The sequence below is a fragment of the Burkholderia sp. Tr-862 genome (assembly GCF_011753085.1).
Classification (GTDB): Bacteria; Pseudomonadota; Gammaproteobacteria; order Burkholderiales; family Burkholderiaceae; genus Burkholderia; species Burkholderia ambifaria.
The window spans coordinates 1-16,013 of sequence record NZ_VWWG01000083.1 but is presented as its reverse complement, the minus strand read 5'-3'; the positions used below and the strand labels follow the sequence as shown (position 1 = coordinate 16,013).

General features: G+C 66.7%; 16 protein-coding genes. 10 read left to right on the top strand and 6 right to left on the bottom strand.

Annotation, left to right across the window (positions count from 1 at the left end; genetic code table 11):
* Nucleotides 1–122 precede the first annotated feature (122 nt).
* From F3J14_RS21170 to F3J14_RS21160, 3 genes are all read right to left on the bottom strand, one after another.
* Nucleotides 123–494, bottom strand: a complete 372-nt coding sequence (locus F3J14_RS21170) for an SMR family transporter (protein WP_166724692.1) — start codon at nt 492–494, stop codon at nt 123–125.
* A gap of 13 nt (nt 495–507) precedes the next feature.
* Nucleotides 508–2,184, bottom strand: coding sequence for a glycosyltransferase family 39 protein (locus F3J14_RS21165; RefSeq protein WP_166724691.1), 1,677 nt, complete (start codon nt 2,182–2,184; stop codon nt 508–510).
* A gap of 136 nt (nt 2,185–2,320) precedes the next feature.
* On the bottom strand, nt 2,321–2,695 hold the full coding sequence (locus tag F3J14_RS21160) for an Mth938-like domain-containing protein (protein ID WP_059817584.1): 375 nt from the start codon (nt 2,693–2,695) through the stop codon (nt 2,321–2,323).
* A gap of 317 nt (nt 2,696–3,012) precedes the next feature.
* On the opposite strand from F3J14_RS21160, the gene F3J14_RS21155 reads away from it, so the two are divergent.
* From F3J14_RS21155 to F3J14_RS21130, 6 genes are all read left to right on the top strand, one after another.
* Nucleotides 3,013–4,251, top strand: a complete 1,239-nt coding sequence (locus F3J14_RS21155; protein ID WP_006754745.1) for a pyridoxal phosphate-dependent aminotransferase — start codon at nt 3,013–3,015, stop codon at nt 4,249–4,251.
* A 57-nt stretch (nt 4,252–4,308) separates the two neighbouring features.
* Entirely contained in the window at nt 4,309–5,637 is a 1,329-nt protein-coding gene (locus F3J14_RS21150; RefSeq protein WP_166724690.1) for a homoserine dehydrogenase, read from the top strand.
* 14 nt (nt 5,638–5,651) lie between these two features.
* The gene (thrC, locus tag F3J14_RS21145) at nt 5,652–7,103 is read left to right on the top strand and encodes a threonine synthase (RefSeq protein ID WP_166724689.1); all 1,452 of its coding nucleotides are present in this window, start codon (nt 5,652–5,654) and stop codon (nt 7,101–7,103) included.
* Between the two features lie 251 nt (nt 7,104–7,354).
* Nucleotides 7,355–8,602, top strand: coding sequence for a gephyrin-like molybdotransferase Glp (gene glp / locus F3J14_RS21140; protein WP_166724688.1), 1,248 nt, complete (start codon nt 7,355–7,357; stop codon nt 8,600–8,602).
* A 19-nt stretch (nt 8,603–8,621) separates the two neighbouring features.
* A complete protein-coding gene (gene moaD / locus F3J14_RS21135) occupies nt 8,622–8,879 on the top strand; it encodes a molybdopterin converting factor subunit 1 (protein ID WP_166724687.1) in 258 nt (85 codons plus the stop codon).
* 10 nt (nt 8,880–8,889) lie between these two features.
* Complete coding sequence (locus F3J14_RS21130; RefSeq protein WP_166724686.1) at nt 8,890–9,366, top strand: molybdenum cofactor biosynthesis protein MoaE; 477 nt, start codon at nt 8,890–8,892, stop codon at nt 9,364–9,366.
* Between the two features lie 77 nt (nt 9,367–9,443).
* On the opposite strand, the gene F3J14_RS21125 is transcribed toward F3J14_RS21130, so the two are convergent.
* Entirely contained in the window at nt 9,444–10,004 is a 561-nt protein-coding gene (locus F3J14_RS21125; protein ID WP_166724685.1) for a group III truncated hemoglobin, read from the bottom strand.
* 261 nt (nt 10,005–10,265) lie between these two features.
* Here F3J14_RS21125 and F3J14_RS21120 point away from each other — a divergent pair, with 261 nt between their 5' ends.
* Nucleotides 10,266–10,784, top strand: a complete 519-nt coding sequence (locus F3J14_RS21120; RefSeq protein WP_166724684.1) for an Rrf2 family transcriptional regulator — start codon at nt 10,266–10,268, stop codon at nt 10,782–10,784.
* A 154-nt stretch (nt 10,785–10,938) separates the two neighbouring features.
* On the top strand, nt 10,939–13,536 hold the full coding sequence (clpB, locus tag F3J14_RS21115) for an ATP-dependent chaperone ClpB (protein WP_166724683.1): 2,598 nt from the start codon (nt 10,939–10,941) through the stop codon (nt 13,534–13,536).
* Nucleotides 13,537–13,669: 133 nt separating this feature from the next.
* On the opposite strand, the gene F3J14_RS21110 is transcribed toward clpB, so the two are convergent.
* Together F3J14_RS21110 and F3J14_RS21105 are read right to left on the bottom strand one after the other, a co-directional pair.
* Entirely contained in the window at nt 13,670–14,101 is a 432-nt protein-coding gene (locus F3J14_RS21110; protein ID WP_166724682.1) for a YidB family protein, read from the bottom strand.
* A gap of 88 nt (nt 14,102–14,189) precedes the next feature.
* Complete coding sequence (locus F3J14_RS21105) at nt 14,190–14,795, bottom strand: helix-hairpin-helix domain-containing protein (protein ID WP_166724681.1); 606 nt, start codon at nt 14,793–14,795, stop codon at nt 14,190–14,192.
* 300 nt (nt 14,796–15,095) lie between these two features.
* Between F3J14_RS21105 and F3J14_RS21100 the strand changes: the two genes are divergently transcribed.
* Together F3J14_RS21100 and F3J14_RS21095 are read left to right on the top strand one after the other, a co-directional pair.
* On the top strand, nt 15,096–15,557 hold the full coding sequence (locus F3J14_RS21100) for a MerR family transcriptional regulator (RefSeq protein WP_166724680.1): 462 nt from the start codon (nt 15,096–15,098) through the stop codon (nt 15,555–15,557).
* Nucleotides 15,541–15,975, top strand: coding sequence for a carboxymuconolactone decarboxylase family protein (locus tag F3J14_RS21095; protein ID WP_166724679.1), 435 nt, complete (start codon nt 15,541–15,543; stop codon nt 15,973–15,975). The genes F3J14_RS21100 and F3J14_RS21095 overlap by 17 nt, the downstream gene beginning before the upstream one ends.
* Nucleotides 15,976–16,013: the final 38 nt, after the last annotated feature.

The window sequence follows — 16,013 nt, the reverse complement described above, 5'->3', positions numbered from 1 at the left end:
GTAATGGCGTGTAATAAAGGGGTCGGGCGATCCGGCCCGAAACCGGCATTAAACACCGGTTGGCGGATTCGTACCGTGATTTTTTGTAGGCGGACGCTTAATGCCGGTCGGCCCGCCGGGGCTCAACTGCGCGCGAGCACGAGCACGCCGATCAGGATGATGCCGATGCCGATGAGCCGCTGGATCGACAGCACTTCACCGAACAGGTACCACGCTGCGAACGCGTTGACCACGTAGCCGAGCGACAGCATCGGATACGCGATCGACACGTCGACTCGCGACAGCCCGAGAATCCAGACGACGACGCTCAGCACGTAGCAGGCGAGGCCGCCGATGATCGGCAACTGGGTCGCGATCTTCAGGCCGACCGGGATGATGTTCGCGCGGCTGAATTCGAAGTGTCCAACTGCGTTGACGCCGGCTTTCAGCAGAAGTTGCGCACAGGCGTTGAGCATCACGCCGGTGATGATGCAGACGAGCGAAACGGGATTCATGCGGTGGGCGTCCTTACGATTGCGGTTTCTCGACGATCACGCGGCGGTTGTCGCGCGCGATCACGCGCATCGGCACGCCTTGCTTGACCAGCGTGTCGTACTGGCCGGGCGGCATGATCGCGAGCGCATGGGTTTCCTGCTTCCAGCGTTCGATCCATTGGTCGACGGTCGGGATCCATTTGTTCGGCTCGACGGAGATGCCGAAGGCGAGCTCGTCCTGGCGCTGGACCATGATCGTCGTGTGGCCCATATAGAACGGGAACGTGTGATCGAGCATCTCGATCGAGTAGAACGGCGTGTCGGGCGGCAGCTTCGCCAGTTCGGCGCGCACGGCGGGCGCGAGCAGCGCGCCCGAGCTGTAGCGGCCGAACTCGTCGTGACCGGTGCCGCCGATCGTGCCGAACGCGAGCCACGCGGCGCCGAACGCGGTGATCGCGGCCGCGACGCCCACGCGGCGGTTCAGCCAGGCGGCGGCGAGCGTCAGCGCGGCCGCGACCGCGAGGCCCGCGTACAGCCAGATCTGGAACGTGCGGTACAGCGCGTTCGGCGTGCGGGCGTCGCCCTGGTACGCGAGGAAGATGATCCCGAACGCCGCGACGACGAAGAACACGAGATAGCCGAGCAGGTGGCGGCGGAACCGCTCCGCGGTCATCAGCGGCAGGTACGCGCCGATCATCAGCGCGAGCGCCGGCGCGATCGGCAGCACATACGAGATCAGCTTCGAATGCGACACGCTGAAGAACAGGAAGATGAACGCGCTCCAGATCAGCAGCACGAGCATCGGGGAGAAGCCGTTCGGCTGGCGCGGCATGCGCAGCGCGTGGCGGATGCTCTGCCACGCCACCGACAGCCACGGCAGGAAGCCGACCAGCAGCACCGGCACGAAGTAGTAGAGCGGGCCCGGGCGGTTCTGTTCCGGGGTCAGGTAGCGGCGGAACTGCTGGACGATGAAGAAGAAGTTGAAGAACTCGGGGTTGCGCTGCTGGACGAGCACGAACCACGGCGTGACGATCGCGAAGAAGATCACGAGGCCGCTCACCAGATACAGCCGCTTCCACAGCGCCCAGTCGCGGGCGACCAGCGTATAGAGCACCAGCACGGCACCGGGCAGGATCAGGCCGACGAGGCCTTTCGACAGCACGGCGAACGCCATCGCGGCCCAGCAAGCCCACATCCAGCCGCGTACCGCGCCCGCGCGCAGCCCGGGGCGCTGCGCGAGCAGCAGCGAGCAGAGCGACAGCGCCATCCAGAACGCGAGCCCCATGTCGAGCGCGTTGAAGTGGCCCATCAGGTTCCAGTACGGCGAGCACGCGAGCACGACGGCCGCGAGGAAGCCCGACAACGGGTTGAACAGGCGCGCGCCGGTGAAGCCGACCAGCAGCACGCCGGCGAAGCTGGCGAGGCCCGTGTAGAGGCGCGCCTGCCATTCGCCGATGCCGAACCACGCGAACGTCAGCGCGTTCAGCCAGGTCTGCAGCGGCGGCTTCTCGAAATACTTGTAGCCGTTGTAGCGCGGCGTGATCCAGTCGCCGGTGACGAACATTTCCCGGGCCATCTCCGCGTAGCGGCCTTCGTCGCTCGGGATCAGGTGGCGCAGCCCGAGCGGCGCGAACCAGACGATCGCGAGCGCGATGAACAGAAGGGCGAGCGTGATGCGATTGAGCGGTAGCCTCGACGGCGTATCGTTCATGGATTATCAGCCTGTTGGTTGTTGTGATGGGCCGCCGGCGGGTCGTGCCGGGGGCGGGCGGCCTGCCGGGTAGCGATCCGGGTGATGATCCGGGGATCGACCCGGTGCGCCGGCCCGTGTTTTACCGCATCAGGGATTAACGTTCAATTAAGAGCGCGGCGGCGACTTTGCGGCCCTCGGCCATCAGGATGTTGTAGGTGCGGCAGGCGGCCTGGAAATCCATCGTCTCGACGCCGATCCGCTTGGCCGTGAGCGCGGCCACGAGCCGCGGGTGCGGGAAGCGCAACCGCGCGCCGCTGCCGAAGATCACGAGTTCGGGCGCCGGGTCGAGCAGCATCGCGAAATGCTCGGGCGCCAGTGCGTCGAACGACGACACCGGCCAGTCCCGCACCGGTGCGCCGGGCAGCACGATGACGCTCCCTTCGTGGCGTTGGAGGTTGACGTCGACATAATCGGGGCCGTAGCCGGTGACGGTGTTGAGCGCGCCGCTCGCGTCCTGGTGCAGTTTCAAATCGGTAATCCGCGGTTTCCGTAGGGGAGTGTCTGGCACGGGCCGCACGGGCCCGGGCGGCCGGTTTCGCGAGCCGGCGCACACGGGACGCCTGACGGCGCGGGCCCGGAGCGGCCATGGTGCATTGCGAAAGTCAGCCAAAATCCGCTAAATTATAACTTTTTGGTCGCCCCCGGGCGCCACTTGCGTCGTGCGTCGTCACAAGCGCCGTCCGACCGCCCGCTTTTTCCCAGTCTAGACAGCGCGCACAGACCGTCCGCTCTCCAGTTTTGATCCCGTCCCCCCGGCCGCAAGGCCAACCCAGGAACCGTGTCGTCGTGAAACCGATTCAGAAGTCGAACAAGCTGCTCAACGTCTGCTACGACATCCGTGGCCCGGTGCTCGAGCACGCGAAGCGCCTCGAGGAAGAAGGCCACCGCATCATCAAGCTGAACATCGGCAACCTCGCGCCGTTCGGGTTCGACGCGCCGGACGAGATCATCCAGGACATGATCCGCAACCTGCCGGCGTCGTCCGGCTATTCGGATTCGAAGGGGGTGTTCTCGGCCCGCAAGGCCGTGATGCACTACACGCAGCAAAAGGGCGTGGTCGGCGTCGGCCTCGACGACATCTACATCGGCAACGGCGCGTCCGAACTGATCGTGATGGCGACCCAGGCGCTCCTGAACGACGGCGACGAGGTGCTGCTGCCGGCACCCGACTATCCGCTGTGGACGGCCGCCGTGAGCCTGTCGGGCGGCACGCCGGTGCATTACGTGTGCGACGAGCAGAACGCGTGGATGCCCGACCTCGACGACATCCGCCGCAAGATCACGCCGAACACCAAGGCGATCGTCGTGATCAACCCGAACAATCCGACGGGCGCCCTTTATTCCGACGAATTGCTGCTCGAGCTGCTCGGGATCGCGCGCGAGCACGGGCTGATCGTGTTCGCCGACGAGGTCTACGACAAGATCGTCTACGACGGGTTGGAGCACACCGCGCTCGGTTCGCTGTCGGAAGACGTGATCACCGTCACGTTCAACAGCCTGTCGAAGAGCTATCGCTCGTGCGGCTACCGCGCGGGCTGGATGGCCGTGTCGGGCCTGGGCGGCGACAATCGCCGGCGCGCGAAGGATTACCTGGAAGGCCTCGGGATCCTGTCGTCGATGCGCCTGTGCGCGAACGTGCCCGGACAGTTCGCGATCCAGACCGCGCTCGGCGGCTACCAGAGCATCAACGAGCTGATCGTGCCGAGCGGGCGCCTGTACAAGCAGCGCGAGCTCGCGTACGACATGCTCACGTCGATTCCCGGCGTGACCTGCGTGAAGCCGCAGGCCGCGCTTTACATGTTCCCGCGCCTCGATCCCAAGCTCTATCCGATCCAGAACGACCAGCAGTTCATCCTCGACCTGTTGCTCGAGGAGCGTGTGCTGCTCGTGCAGGGGACGGGCTTCAACTGGGCGGCCCCGGATCACTTCCGCGTGGTGTTCCTGCCGAACCTCGACGACCTGACCGATTCGATCAACCGGATCGCGCGCTTCCTCGACGGCTACCGCAAGCGCCATTCCGTCTGAGCGGACGGGATCCCCCGGCATTCAATCATTCATTCTTACTCATCGACCACACGCAGCATGGAACCGATCAAAGTTGGCCTGTTGGGCTTCGGCACCGTCGGCAGCGGCACCTTCACGGTGCTGAACCGCAACCAGGAAGAAATCAAGCGCCGCGCGGGGCGCGGCATCGAGGTCGCGCGCATTGCCGTGCGCAACCCGGCCAAGGCGCAGGCCGCGCTCGGCGGTGACGCCGGCGGTGCGCAAATCACCGATGATTTCAACGCGGTCGTCGACGATCCGTCAATCGCGATCATCGCCGAGATGATCGGCGGCACGGGCATCGCGCGCGAGCTCGTGCTGCGCGCGATCGCGAACGGCAAGCACGTCGTGACGGCGAACAAGGCGCTGCTCGCAGTGCACGGCACCGAGATCTTCGAAGCCGCGCGCGCGAAGGGCGTGATGGTCGCGTTCGAGGCGGCCGTGGCCGGCGGCATTCCGATCATCAAGGCGCTGCGCGAAGGCCTGACCGCCAACCGCATCCAGTACATCGCGGGCATCATCAACGGCACGACGAACTACATCCTGTCGGAAATGCGCGACCGCGGGCTCGACTTCGCGACCGCGCTGAAGGCCGCGCAGGAGCTCGGCTACGCGGAAGCCGATCCGACCTTCGACATCGAAGGCATCGACGCCGCGCACAAGGCGACCATCATGAGCGCGATCGCGTTCGGCGTGCCGGTCCAGTTCGACCGCGCGTACGTCGAAGGCATCAGCAAGCTCGACGCGACCGACATCCGCTACGCGGAAGAGCTCGGCTACCGGATCAAGCTGCTCGGCATCACGCGCCGCGCCGAAAACGGCATCGAGCTGCGCGTGCACCCGACGCTGATTCCCGAGAAGCGCCTGCTCGCGAACGTCGAAGGCGCGATGAACGCGGTCGTCGTGCACGGCGACGCGGTCGGCACGACGCTGTACTACGGCAAGGGCGCGGGCGCGGAACCGACCGCGTCGGCGGTCGTCGCGGATCTCGTCGACGTCACGCGCCTGCACACGGCCGACCCCGAGCATCGCGTGCCGCATCTCGCGTTCCAGCCGGACAGCCTGTCGAACACGCCGATCCTGCCGATCGAGGAAGTGACGAGCGGCTACTACCTGCGCCTGCGCGTGGCCGACCAGACGGGCGTGCTCGCGGACATCACGCGCCTTCTCGCCGAGACGGGCATCTCGATCGACGCGCTGTTGCAGAAGGAGTCGGAGCAGGTCGACGACGCGAACGGCGAAACCGACATCGTCCTGATCACGCACGAGACGCTCGAGAAGCACGTCAACAAGGCGATCGAGCAGATCGAAAGCCTCGCGACGGTGGTCTCGAAGGTGACGAAGCTGCGCATGGAAGCGCTGAACTGAGGACCAGGAACGACATGAACTACATCTCCACGCGCGGCGCCGGCATCGGCGAGCGCCACACGTTCTCCGACATCCTGCTCGGCGGTCTCGCGAAGGACGGCGGGCTGTACCTGCCGACCGAGTATCCGAAGGTGTCGGCCGACGAACTCGCGCGCTGGCGCGCGCTGTCGTACGCGGATCTCGCATTCGAAATCCTGTCGAAGTTCTGCGACGACGTGCCGGCCGACGACCTGCGCGCGATCACGCGCCGCACGTATACGGCCGCCGTGTACAGCAACACGCGCCATGGCGAGAACGCGTCCGACATCACGCCGCTGAAGACGCTCGGCACCGAGAACGGCACGGCGCTGTCGCTGCTCGAACTGTCGAACGGCCCGACGCTCGCGTTCAAGGACATGGCGATGCAGTTGCTCGGCAACCTGTTCGAGTACACGCTCGCGAAGCACGGCGAGGCGCTGAACATTCTCGGCGCGACGTCGGGCGACACGGGCAGCGCGGCCGAATATGCGATGCGCGGCAAGGCCGGCGTTCGCGTGTTCATGCTGTCGCCGCACAAGAAGATGAGCGCGTTCCAGACGGCCCAGATGTTCAGCCTGCAGGATCCGAACATCTTCAACCTCGCGGTCGAAGGCGTGTTCGACGACTGCCAGGACATCGTGAAGGCCGTGTCGAACGATCACGCGTTCAAGGCGCAGCAGAAGATCGGCACGGTCAACTCGATCAACTGGGCGCGCGTCGTCGCGCAGGTCGTGTACTACTTCAAGGGCTATTTCGCGGCGACGCAGTCCAACGACCAGCAGGTGTCGTTCACGGTGCCGTCGGGCAACTTCGGCAACGTCTGCGCGGGTCACATCGCGCGGATGATGGGCCTGCCGATCGCGAAGCTCGTGGTCGCGACCAACGAGAACGACGTGCTCGACGAGTTCTTCCGCACCGGCGCATATCGCGTGCGCAGCGCGGAGAACACGTATCACACGAGCAGCCCGAGCATGGACATCTCGAAGGCGTCGAACTTCGAACGCTTCGTGTTCGACCTGCTCGGCCGCGATCCGGCACGCGTGATGCAGTTGTTCCGCGACGTCGAGGAGAAGGGCGGTTTCGACCTCGCGGCGAGCGGCGATTTCGCGCGCGTGGCCGAGTTCGGGTTCGTGTCGGGCAGCAGCAGCCACACGGACCGCATCGCGACGATCCGCGACGTGTTCTCGCGCTACGACACGATGATCGATACGCACACGGCCGACGGCGTGAAGGTCGCGCGCGAGCATCTCGACGCGGGCGTGCCGATGGTCGTGCTCGAGACAGCCCAGCCGATCAAGTTCGGCGAGACGATCCGCGAAGCGCTCGATCGCGAAGCCGAGCGGCCGGCCGCATTCGACGGGCTCGAGGCGCTGCCGCAGCGTTTCGAGGTCGTGAAGGCCGACGCGCAACAGGTGAAGGACTTCATCGCCGCGCATACGGGCGCGTAACGCAGCGCCGGGCTGCCGGGTTCAGGCCCGGCGGCGCAGGACGGCCGGAATGCCGATTCGTCGCACGGATCGGGGTTCCGGCCGTTTTGTTTGGTGGCGGCCGCGCGGAGGTCGTCCGATGCCGCGCGAAACAAGTGTCAGTGCCGCGCGTTCGCGCCGATCACAGTTTTCGCATGTCCGCCATATCGCACGTGCGCGCGACGGCGTCGCTACAATGACGTATTGACTCCAACGATCCCCCGATTCCATCGATGTCGAACCCGAATTCCGTGGCGCCGCGCGCGCCGATGCTGTCGACCGCGGAAGCGCTCGCCGCGCTGCTCGAAGCCGCAAAGCCGCTGCCCGGCGCCGAGACCGTCGCCACGCTCGATGCGCTCGGCCGCGTGCTGGCGGCTGACGTGAGCTCGCCGCTCGACGTGCCGCCGATGCATACGAGCGCGATGGACGGCTATGCGGTGCGGGTCGCCGACCTGCTGCACGGCGAGCGGCGCCTGCCGGTGTCGCAGCGGATCCCGGCCGGCCATCCGGCCGCGCCGCTCGCGGCGGGCACGGCCGCCCGGATCTTCACCGGTGCGACGGTGCCGCCCGGTGCCGACGCCGTCGTGATGCAGGAACAGGCGTCGGCCGACGGCGACGCGGTCGAAATCCTGCATACGCCGAAGGCCGGTGAATGGATCACCGCGCAGGGCGCGGACATCCGCCAGGGTTCGGTGATCCTGCCGGCCGGCACGCGGCTCACGCCGCAGGCGCTCGGCCTGGCCGCGTCGGTCGGCTGCGCGCGCCTGTCGGTCGCGCGGCGGCTGCGGGTCGCGGTGTTCTTCACCGGCGACGAACTGACGATGCCGGGCGAGCCGCTGAAGCCCGGCGCGATCTACAACTCGAACCGCTTCACGCTGCGCGGGCTGCTGGAGCGGCTCGGCTGCCACGTGACCGACTACGGGATCGTGCCCGACTCGCTCACCGCGACCCGCGACACGTTGCGCGAGGCCGCGCGTGATCACGACGTGATCCTGACGAGCGGCGGCGTATCGGTCGGCGACGAGGATCACGTGAAGCCGGCCGTCGAGGCCGAAGGGCGGCTCTCGCTGTGGCAGATCGCGATGAAGCCCGGCAAGCCGCTCGCGTTCGGCGCGGTGCGCCGCGGCGACGAGCGTCCCGACGCGCACTTCATCGGGCTGCCGGGCAACCCCGTGTCGAGCTTCGTCACGTTCCTGCTGTTCGTGCGGCCGTTCCTGCTGCGCCTGTCGGGCGTGCGCGACGTCGCGCCGCGCGCGCTGTCGCTGCGGGCGGACTTCTCGCAAAGCAAGGGCGACCGGCGCAACGAATTCCTGCGCGCGCGCGTCAATGCGGCCGGCGGCCTCGACCTGTTCCCGAACCAGAGTTCGGCGGTGCTCACGTCGACGGTCTGGGGCGATGGCCTGATCGACAATCCGCCGCAGCACGCGATCAGCGCGGGCGAGACCGTGCGTTTCATTCCGTTTTCCGAACTGCTGTCGTAACGCGACGGCTTCCCGACCTATGAAGATTCAACTGAAATTCTTTGCAAGCGTGCGCGAGGCGCTGGGCGTGTCCGATGAGCAGGCCGAGGTGCCGGACGGCGTGACGACCGTCGGCGACGTGCGCGCATGGCTGCGCCTGCGCGGCGGCGCGTGGGCCGAGACGCTCGCCGAAGGGCGCGCGTTGCGCATGGCGTGCAATCACGAGATGACCGACCCCGACACGCGGCTCACCGATGGCTGCGAGGTCGCGTTTTTTCCGCCGGTGACAGGCGGTTGAGGGGTTTGTCATGGCAACGATACGAATCCAGGCCGATGACTTCGATCTGAACGCCGAAGTGGCGGCATTGCGCGCGCGCAACCCGAAGATCGGCGCGGTCGCGTGCTTCGTCGGCACCGTGCGTGACCTGAACGAAGGCGATTCGGTCGCCGCGATGGAGCTCGAGCACTATCCGGGGATGACCGAGAAGGCGCTCGAGAAGATCGCCGCCGAGGCCGGCCGGCGCTGGCCCGGCATCGACGTCGCGATCGTGCATCGCGTCGGCCGGCTGCTGCCGCTCGACCAGATCGTGATGGTCGCCACCGTCGCGTCGCACCGCGGCGACGCGTTCGCGTCGTGCGAGTTCGTGATGGATTACCTGAAGACCGAGGCGCCGTTCTGGAAAAAGGAAACGACGCCGGACGGCGAACGCTGGGTCGATGCTCGCAGCACCGACGATGCGGCGCTCGCGCGCTGGGGCGTCGAATCGGGCAACACGCCGCGCTGAGCGCGGCATGCGGCATGCGGCATTGTGCCGCGGGCGCTCCCGAGCGCTCCGGCGTTCAAGCGCCGCGAATCGCCGTGTCAGGCGTCCGGATCGACGCTGCGCCCGATGATCTTCGTCGGAAACGGCTCGCCTTGGGCGCGCGACGGCAGCGCGTGAGGATCATCGCCCGCGTCCCGGCGGCGCGGCGCGATCGCATCGAGCAGCGCCTGCTGCTCGGGCGGAATCTGATAGTCCCAGCCGAAGCGGCTCAGTTGCAGGCTCTGCGCGATCCGCAGCGCGGGTTCCATGAAGCGGATCGCCGCGGGCGGCGTGTAGCGTCCCTCGACGGTCTTCAGGAACAGCGACAGCCAGCGGCTGAAATGCGCGGGCGCTATCCCGTCGAGCGGCTGGTGCGCCTGCTGCACGTTGCCGCGATAGCCTTTGGTGCCGAGCACGAGGCTCGACCAGAAGCTGACCATCTTCGGCAGATGGTCGTCCCAGCGGCCGTTCAGCTTCGCGTCGAAGACGGGCCCGAGCAGCGGATCGGCGCGCACGCGGTCGTAGAACGCGTACACGAGGTCGCGGATATTGTCTTCGGTCGGTTCGGCGTCGCGCGGGCGGGCCGGCGCGGTATCGGGCGAGGCGGGCAGGGCAGTCATCGCAAAAAGGGGCGGAAAATCGGGGCGTTGGCGGGGCCCGTCGGCGCGGCAGCGCGGGCAATGCGCAGGACGCCGACCGGATTTTGACGCAAAATAGCGTCGACCAATGCCTGAAAAATGCGTGGATTCCATGCATCTTATTGCGCGCAGGCCGTCCCGGCAACCCGGCGCCTTCAAGCGCTCCCGACAGCCGGTCCGGCGCGCTCCGATCGACCCCGTCCGCATGATCGGGACACGATCGATCATTTTCCGTATTCGCTCATGAGACTCACCGACTACACCGACTACTCGCTGCGCGTCATGCTGTATCTCGCCGTGCGCGGCGAGGGGCTCGCGACCATCCAGGAGATCTCGGACGCCTACGGCATCTCCAAGAACCATCTGATGAAAGTCGTCCAGCAGCTCGGCGAGCTCGGCTGGGTCGATACCGTCCGCGGCCGCAACGGCGGGCTGCGACTGTTCCCCGACTCGCTGAAGCTGACGGTCGGGCAGGTGGTGCGCGCGACCGAGAGCGATTTCGCGCTGGTCGGCTGTTTTTCGGCCGACGGCGGCGAGTCGCGCGGCTGCGTGATCGAGCCGCAGTGCCGCCTGAAGGGCGTGCTGGCGGCCGCGCTCGATGCATTCTTCGCCGAACTCGACGGTCACACGCTCGGCGAGCTGGCCGAACCCGCGTCGCCGCTCGCCGCCCTGCTGGGCATTCGTCCGATCGCGCGGGTGCGTGCCGAGCCGTCCGGGGATGACGCACCGGCGTCCGCGCAAGCACCGTCGAAGGCCGGCTGACACGCCGGCGCCACCCCCGCATCCGACTGCCGTGCGCCCGCGGGCCGCTGTAGTGCACCGGGTGATTTTTGCGCTGAATCAACCCGAATTTCGCTTGAAACCCACGTAACCATCCTCATCTTGGTGTTAATCGAAAATTGGAGGTCTCGACTAAATGAGAATCGACAAGCTCACCACCAAGTTCCAGGAAGCACTGGCAGACGCGCAAAGCCTCGCGGCAGGCCGCGACAATCAATACATCGAACCGGTTCACGTGCTGGCGGCGCTGGTCGCGCAGCACGACGGCTCCGCCCGCTCGCTGATGTCGCGCGCGGGCGTTCACGTGCAGGCGCTGCAAGGCGCGCTGAACGAGGCCATTTCGCGCCTGCCGCAAGTGACGGGTACGGGCGGCGACATCCAGATCGGCCGTGAGTTGGCCGGGCTGCTGAACCAGGCCGACAAGGAAGCGCAGAAGCTCAACGACACGTTCATCGCGAGCGAGATGTTCCTGCTCGCCGTGTCCGACGACAAGGGTGAAGCCGGCAAGCTCGCCCGCCAGCACGGCCTCACGCGCAAGTCGCTCGAAGCCGCGATCGCCGCGGTGCGCGGCGGCTCGCAGGTGCACAGCCAGGACGCCGAAAGCCAGCGCGAGGCGCTGAAGAAATACACGGTCGACCTGACCGAGCGCGCCCGCGCGGGCAAGCTCGACCCGGTGATCGGCCGCGACGACGAAATCCGTCGCTCGATCCAGATCCTGCAGCGCCGCACCAAGAACAACCCGGTGCTGATCGGCGAGCCGGGCGTCGGCAAGACCGCGATCGTCGAAGGTCTCGCGCAGCGGATCGTCAACGGCGAAGTGCCCGAGACGCTGAAGGGCAAGCGCGTGCTGTCGCTCGACATGGCCGCGCTGCTCGCCGGCGCGAAGTATCGCGGCGAGTTCGAGGAGCGTCTGAAGGCCGTGCTCAACGACATCGCGAAGGACGAAGGCCAGACGATCGTGTTCATCGACGAGATCCACACGATGGTCGGCGCCGGCAAGGCCGAAGGCGCGATGGACGCGGGCAACATGCTGAAGCCGGCGCTGTCGCGCGGCGAGCTGCACTGTATCGGCGCGACCACGCTCGACGAATACCGCAAGTACATCGAGAAGGACGCCGCGCTCGAGCGCCGCTTCCAGAAGGTGCTCGTCGACGAGCCGAGCGTCGAGGCGACGATCGCGATCCTGCGCGGGCTGCAGGAGAAATACGAACTGCACCACGGCGTCGACATCACCGACCCGGCGATCGTCGCCGCGGCCGAGCTGTCGCACCGCTACATCACCGACCGTTTCCTGCCGGACAAGGCGATTGACCTGATCGACGAGGCTGCGTCGAAGATCAAGATGGAAATCGATTCGAAGCCCGAAGAGATGGACAAGCTCGACCGTCGCCTGATCCAGCTGAAGATCGAGCGCGAGGCCGTGAAGAAGGAGCAGGACGAAGCGTCGCAGAAGCGCCTGCAGCTGATCGAGGAAGAGATCGACCGTCTCGGCCGCGAATATGCGGACCTCGAGGAGATCTGGACCGCCGAGAAGGCCGCGGTGCAGGGCAGCGCGCAGCTCAAGGAAGAGATCGAGAAGGTGCGGGCCGACATCGTGCGCCTGCAGCGTGAAGGCAAGCTGGAGAAGGTCGCCGAACTGCAGTACGGCAAGCTGCCGCAACTCGAGTCGCAGCTGAAGCAGGTCACGCAGGCCGAAGAGCAGGAGCAGCACAACCCGACGCGTCCGCGTCTGTTGCGCACGCAGGTCGGCGCGGAAGAAATCGCGGAAGTCGTGTCGCGCGCAACCGGGATTCCGGTGTCGCGGATGATGCAGGGCGAACGCGAGAAGCTGCTGCACATCGAGGAAAAGCTGCACGAGCGCGTGGTCGGCCAGGACGAGGCGATCAGCGCGGTCGCGGATGCGATCCGTCGTTCGCGCGCGGGTCTTGCCGATCCGAACCGTCCGTACGGCTCGTTCCTGTTCCTCGGCCCGACGGGTGTCGGCAAGACCGAGCTGTGCAAGGCGCTGGCGTCGTTCCTGTTCGATTCGGAAGAGCACCTGATCCGCATCGACATGAGCGAGTTCATGGAGAAGCACAGCGTCGCGCGGCTGATCGGCGCGCCGCCGGGCTATGTCGGCTACGAGGAAGGCGGCTACCTGACGGAAGCCGTGCGCCGCAAGCCGTACAGCGTGATCCTGCTCGACGAGATCGAGAAGGCGCATCCGGACGTGTTCAACGTGCTGCTGCAGGTGCTCGACGACGGTCGCATGACCGACGGGCAGGGGCGTACGGTCGACTTCAAGAACACGGTGATCGTGATGACGTCGAACCTCGGCTCGCAGGTGATCCAGGCGATGACGGGTGCGCCGCAGGAAGAGATCAAGGACGCCGTGTGGATCGAGGTGAAACAGCACTTCCGTCCGGAGTTCCTGAACCGGATCGACGACGTCGTCGTGTTCCATGCGCTCGATCGCAGCAACATCGAATCGATCGCGAAGATCCAGCTCGCACGCCTGCACGACCGGCTCGCGAAGCTCGACATGGCGCTCGACGTGTCGCCGGCGGCGCTCGAACAGATCGCGAAGGTCGGCTACGACCCGGTGTTCGGCGCGCGGCCGCTGAAGCGCGCGATCCAACAGGAGATCGAGAACCCGGTCGCGAAGCTGATCCTCGCGGGCCGCTTCGGCCCGAAGGACGTGATCCCGGTCGACGTCCACGACGGCGAGTTCGTGTTCGACCGCGTCGTGCACTGATCGCCGCTGATCGGCCGCTCGCCCGGTTCGCGCCGGGCGCGCAAAAACAAACACCCCGCTCCGGCGGGGTGTTTGCATATGGAGCGGCCGGAACTGCTGCCCGGGCCGTCAGCCGGTGCGGTGCGGTGCGGGCTCAGGCCTGCTTGTTGCCGCCGAACATGCCGGCGAGTTGCGTGAGCGTGCCGAGCACGTTCGACGTATCGACCTGGCCGCCGGCCGGCACTTCGCCGTTCGGCGTCGCGCCGTTGACGACGTGCGGCAGCACCTGCGCGAGGATCGACGAGGCCTGCGACGGATCGATGCCGACCTTGGTCGCGAGCGCGCCGACGACGTCGGAGCCGAGCACGTTCTGCAGCGTGTCGCCCGAGATCGGCTGGTTTTCGCCGGTGCCGACCCACGAGCCGATGATGTCGCCGGCGCCGCCGGCCTTGAACTTCTCGATCAGGCCGTTCAGGCCGCCCGGCTGGTTGTTGATGAATTCGAGCGCGGTCGTGATGAGCGCGCTTTGCGAGTTGCCGCCGGCCTGGCCGCCGATCAGACCGCCAACGATGTCGAGGAGACCCATGGTTCTTCACCTTCACTGAAAAGGGCGCCGCAGCAACGGCGCCCGTTGATCGAATGCCGCGCGCACGCCGTCGCGCGCGCGGCGCACATCAGGCGCCCGACGCCGCGGCGGCGGAGGCTGCCTTGTCCTTCTTGCTTTTCTTCTTCGAACCCTTGGTCGCCTTCGTGGACGACGCCGCGGCCGGCGCGCTCGCGCCCGCGTCGGCGGATGCCGCCGCAGCTGCGGCCGCCTTCTCTTTCTTCGATGCGCGCTTGCTCTTGGCCGGCTTGGCCGCCGCTTCCGGCGTGCTGGCGGCCGGTGCGGTCGCCGTCGTGCCGGTCGTCGTGGTCGTCGGCGTCGATGCGGTGCCTGCCGACGTCGTGGCCGACGTGGTCGCCGACGTCGTCGCGGCCGGCTTCGACAGCTTCACACCCTTCGGCGGCGTCGACGAGCCGCCGACCGTCAGGCCGTTTTCCTCGAGATGCCCGACCGACTTCGTGCCGAGACCCTTCACGCGGTTCGCGAGATCGTCCGCGTCCTTGAACGGGCCGTTCTTGGTGCGTTCGTCAATGATCGCCTTCGACTTCACGGGCCCAAGCCCCTTCACCGATTCGAGCGCGGCCTGGTCGGCCGTGTTGACTTCGACGGCCGCGGCGAGGCCGGCGGCAAGCGACAGCGACAGCGCGACGAACAGCATCAGCAGCTTTTTCAGCATGGCAAGGGCTCCCTGGTTCTGACGGATGAATGGGCGTTGCAACGGACGGCGGGGCGAGACCCGGCCGGGTGTCGCCGTTAAGCATAGGACAAATGCGTGCCCTTTTTAAGACAGGCGATGACCGAATCTTGCTGAAGGCTTGCGTCGCTGTAAAGACAGAAAGCTGCGCCGGGCAGCGGTTTTGACCATTCTTTACGGTGTCCGCGATGCGGTCCGCGGCGCGGACTGCAAATTATTTGATATGGCCGTGCGACGATGCTTGACTTAGAGTGAACTCTAACTCCTAACCTTGTTCCTGCCATGTCGAAAACCGCATCCAAACCTTCCGCCGCCGGTCCGCTGACGATCGGGCAAGTTGCCGAACTGACCGGCGTGTCGACGCACACGTTGCGGTATTACGAGCAGGCCGGCCTGCTGCGCGCGATTTCGCGCACGGCGGCCGGGCACCGGCTCTATGCACCGGCCGACCTTGACTGGCTCGCCTTCGTGATGCGCCTGAAGGCGACCGGCATGCCGATCGCGCAGATGCAGCAGTTCGCGGCGCTGCGCTCGCAAGGCGAGTCGACGTTCGGTGAGCGGCGGCGGTTGCTGGCCGCGCATCGCGATGCGGTGCGCGCGCATATCGTGGAGCTGCAGGCGAGCCTCGACGCGATCGGCGACAAGATCGCGTACTACGAGACGCAGGAACGCGAGACGGAACGACGGGCGAACCCTACTCATTCACCCTCTGAACAGGACGGACACCATGGAACAACTCGTTGAAGACCGCTATACGCGCGGCTGGAACAAGCTGAAGGAAATCGACGGCGAAGTGGGCGAACGCGTGATCGCGGCGCTCGCGCCGATCGCGCCCGACTTCGGGCGGCTGCTCGTCGAGTTCAGCTTCGGCGACATCTACAGCCGGCCGCAGCTCGACCTGAAAGCGCGCGAGATTGCGACGATCGCCGCGCTGGCGGCGCTCGGCAATGCGCAGCCGCAACTGAAGGTGCATATCGAGGCCGCGTTGAACGTCGGCTGCACGCGCGACGAGATCGTCGAGGTGTTCATGCAGATGGCCGTGTACGCGGGGTTCCCGGCCGCCCTGAACGCGTTGTTCGCCGCGCACGAGGTGTTCACGCGGCGCGATGAAGCGCTCGGCCGGGACGGCGCCACGACCGAAGCGGCCGCGCACACGGCGTGATGCGAAGCGTGCCGATGCGTCGCAGGCATCAGATGCGA

Bases quoted from the DNA above. Each gene is read 5' to 3' on its own strand.
- F3J14_RS21165 (WP_166724691.1), bottom strand. From the start codon at position 2,184: ATGAACGATACGCCGTCGAGGCTACCGCTCAATCGCATCACGCTCGCC.
- F3J14_RS21170 (WP_166724692.1), bottom strand. From the start codon at position 494: ATGAATCCCGTTTCGCTCGTCTGCATCATCACCGGCGTGATGCTCAAC.
- F3J14_RS21110 (WP_166724682.1), bottom strand. From the start codon at position 14,101: ATGGGTCTCCTCGACATCGTTGGCGGTCTGATCGGCGGCCAGGCCGGC.
- F3J14_RS21105 (WP_166724681.1), bottom strand. From the start codon at position 14,795: ATGCTGAAAAAGCTGCTGATGCTGTTCGTCGCGCTGTCGCTGTCGCTT.
- moaD (WP_166724687.1), top strand. From the start codon at position 8,622: ATGAAGATTCAACTGAAATTCTTTGCAAGCGTGCGCGAGGCGCTGGGC.
- glp (WP_166724688.1), top strand. From the start codon at position 7,355: ATGTCGAACCCGAATTCCGTGGCGCCGCGCGCGCCGATGCTGTCGACC.
- thrC (WP_166724689.1), top strand. From the start codon at position 5,652: ATGAACTACATCTCCACGCGCGGCGCCGGCATCGGCGAGCGCCACACG.
- F3J14_RS21150 (WP_166724690.1), top strand. From the start codon at position 4,309: ATGGAACCGATCAAAGTTGGCCTGTTGGGCTTCGGCACCGTCGGCAGC.
- clpB (WP_166724683.1), top strand. From the start codon at position 10,939: ATGAGAATCGACAAGCTCACCACCAAGTTCCAGGAAGCACTGGCAGAC.
- F3J14_RS21125 (WP_166724685.1), bottom strand. From the start codon at position 10,004: ATGACTGCCCTGCCCGCCTCGCCCGATACCGCGCCGGCCCGCCCGCGC.
- F3J14_RS21130 (WP_166724686.1), top strand. From the start codon at position 8,890: ATGGCAACGATACGAATCCAGGCCGATGACTTCGATCTGAACGCCGAA.
- F3J14_RS21120 (WP_166724684.1), top strand. From the start codon at position 10,266: ATGAGACTCACCGACTACACCGACTACTCGCTGCGCGTCATGCTGTAT.
- F3J14_RS21095 (WP_166724679.1), top strand. From the start codon at position 15,541: ATGGAACAACTCGTTGAAGACCGCTATACGCGCGGCTGGAACAAGCTG.
- F3J14_RS21100 (WP_166724680.1), top strand. From the start codon at position 15,096: ATGTCGAAAACCGCATCCAAACCTTCCGCCGCCGGTCCGCTGACGATC.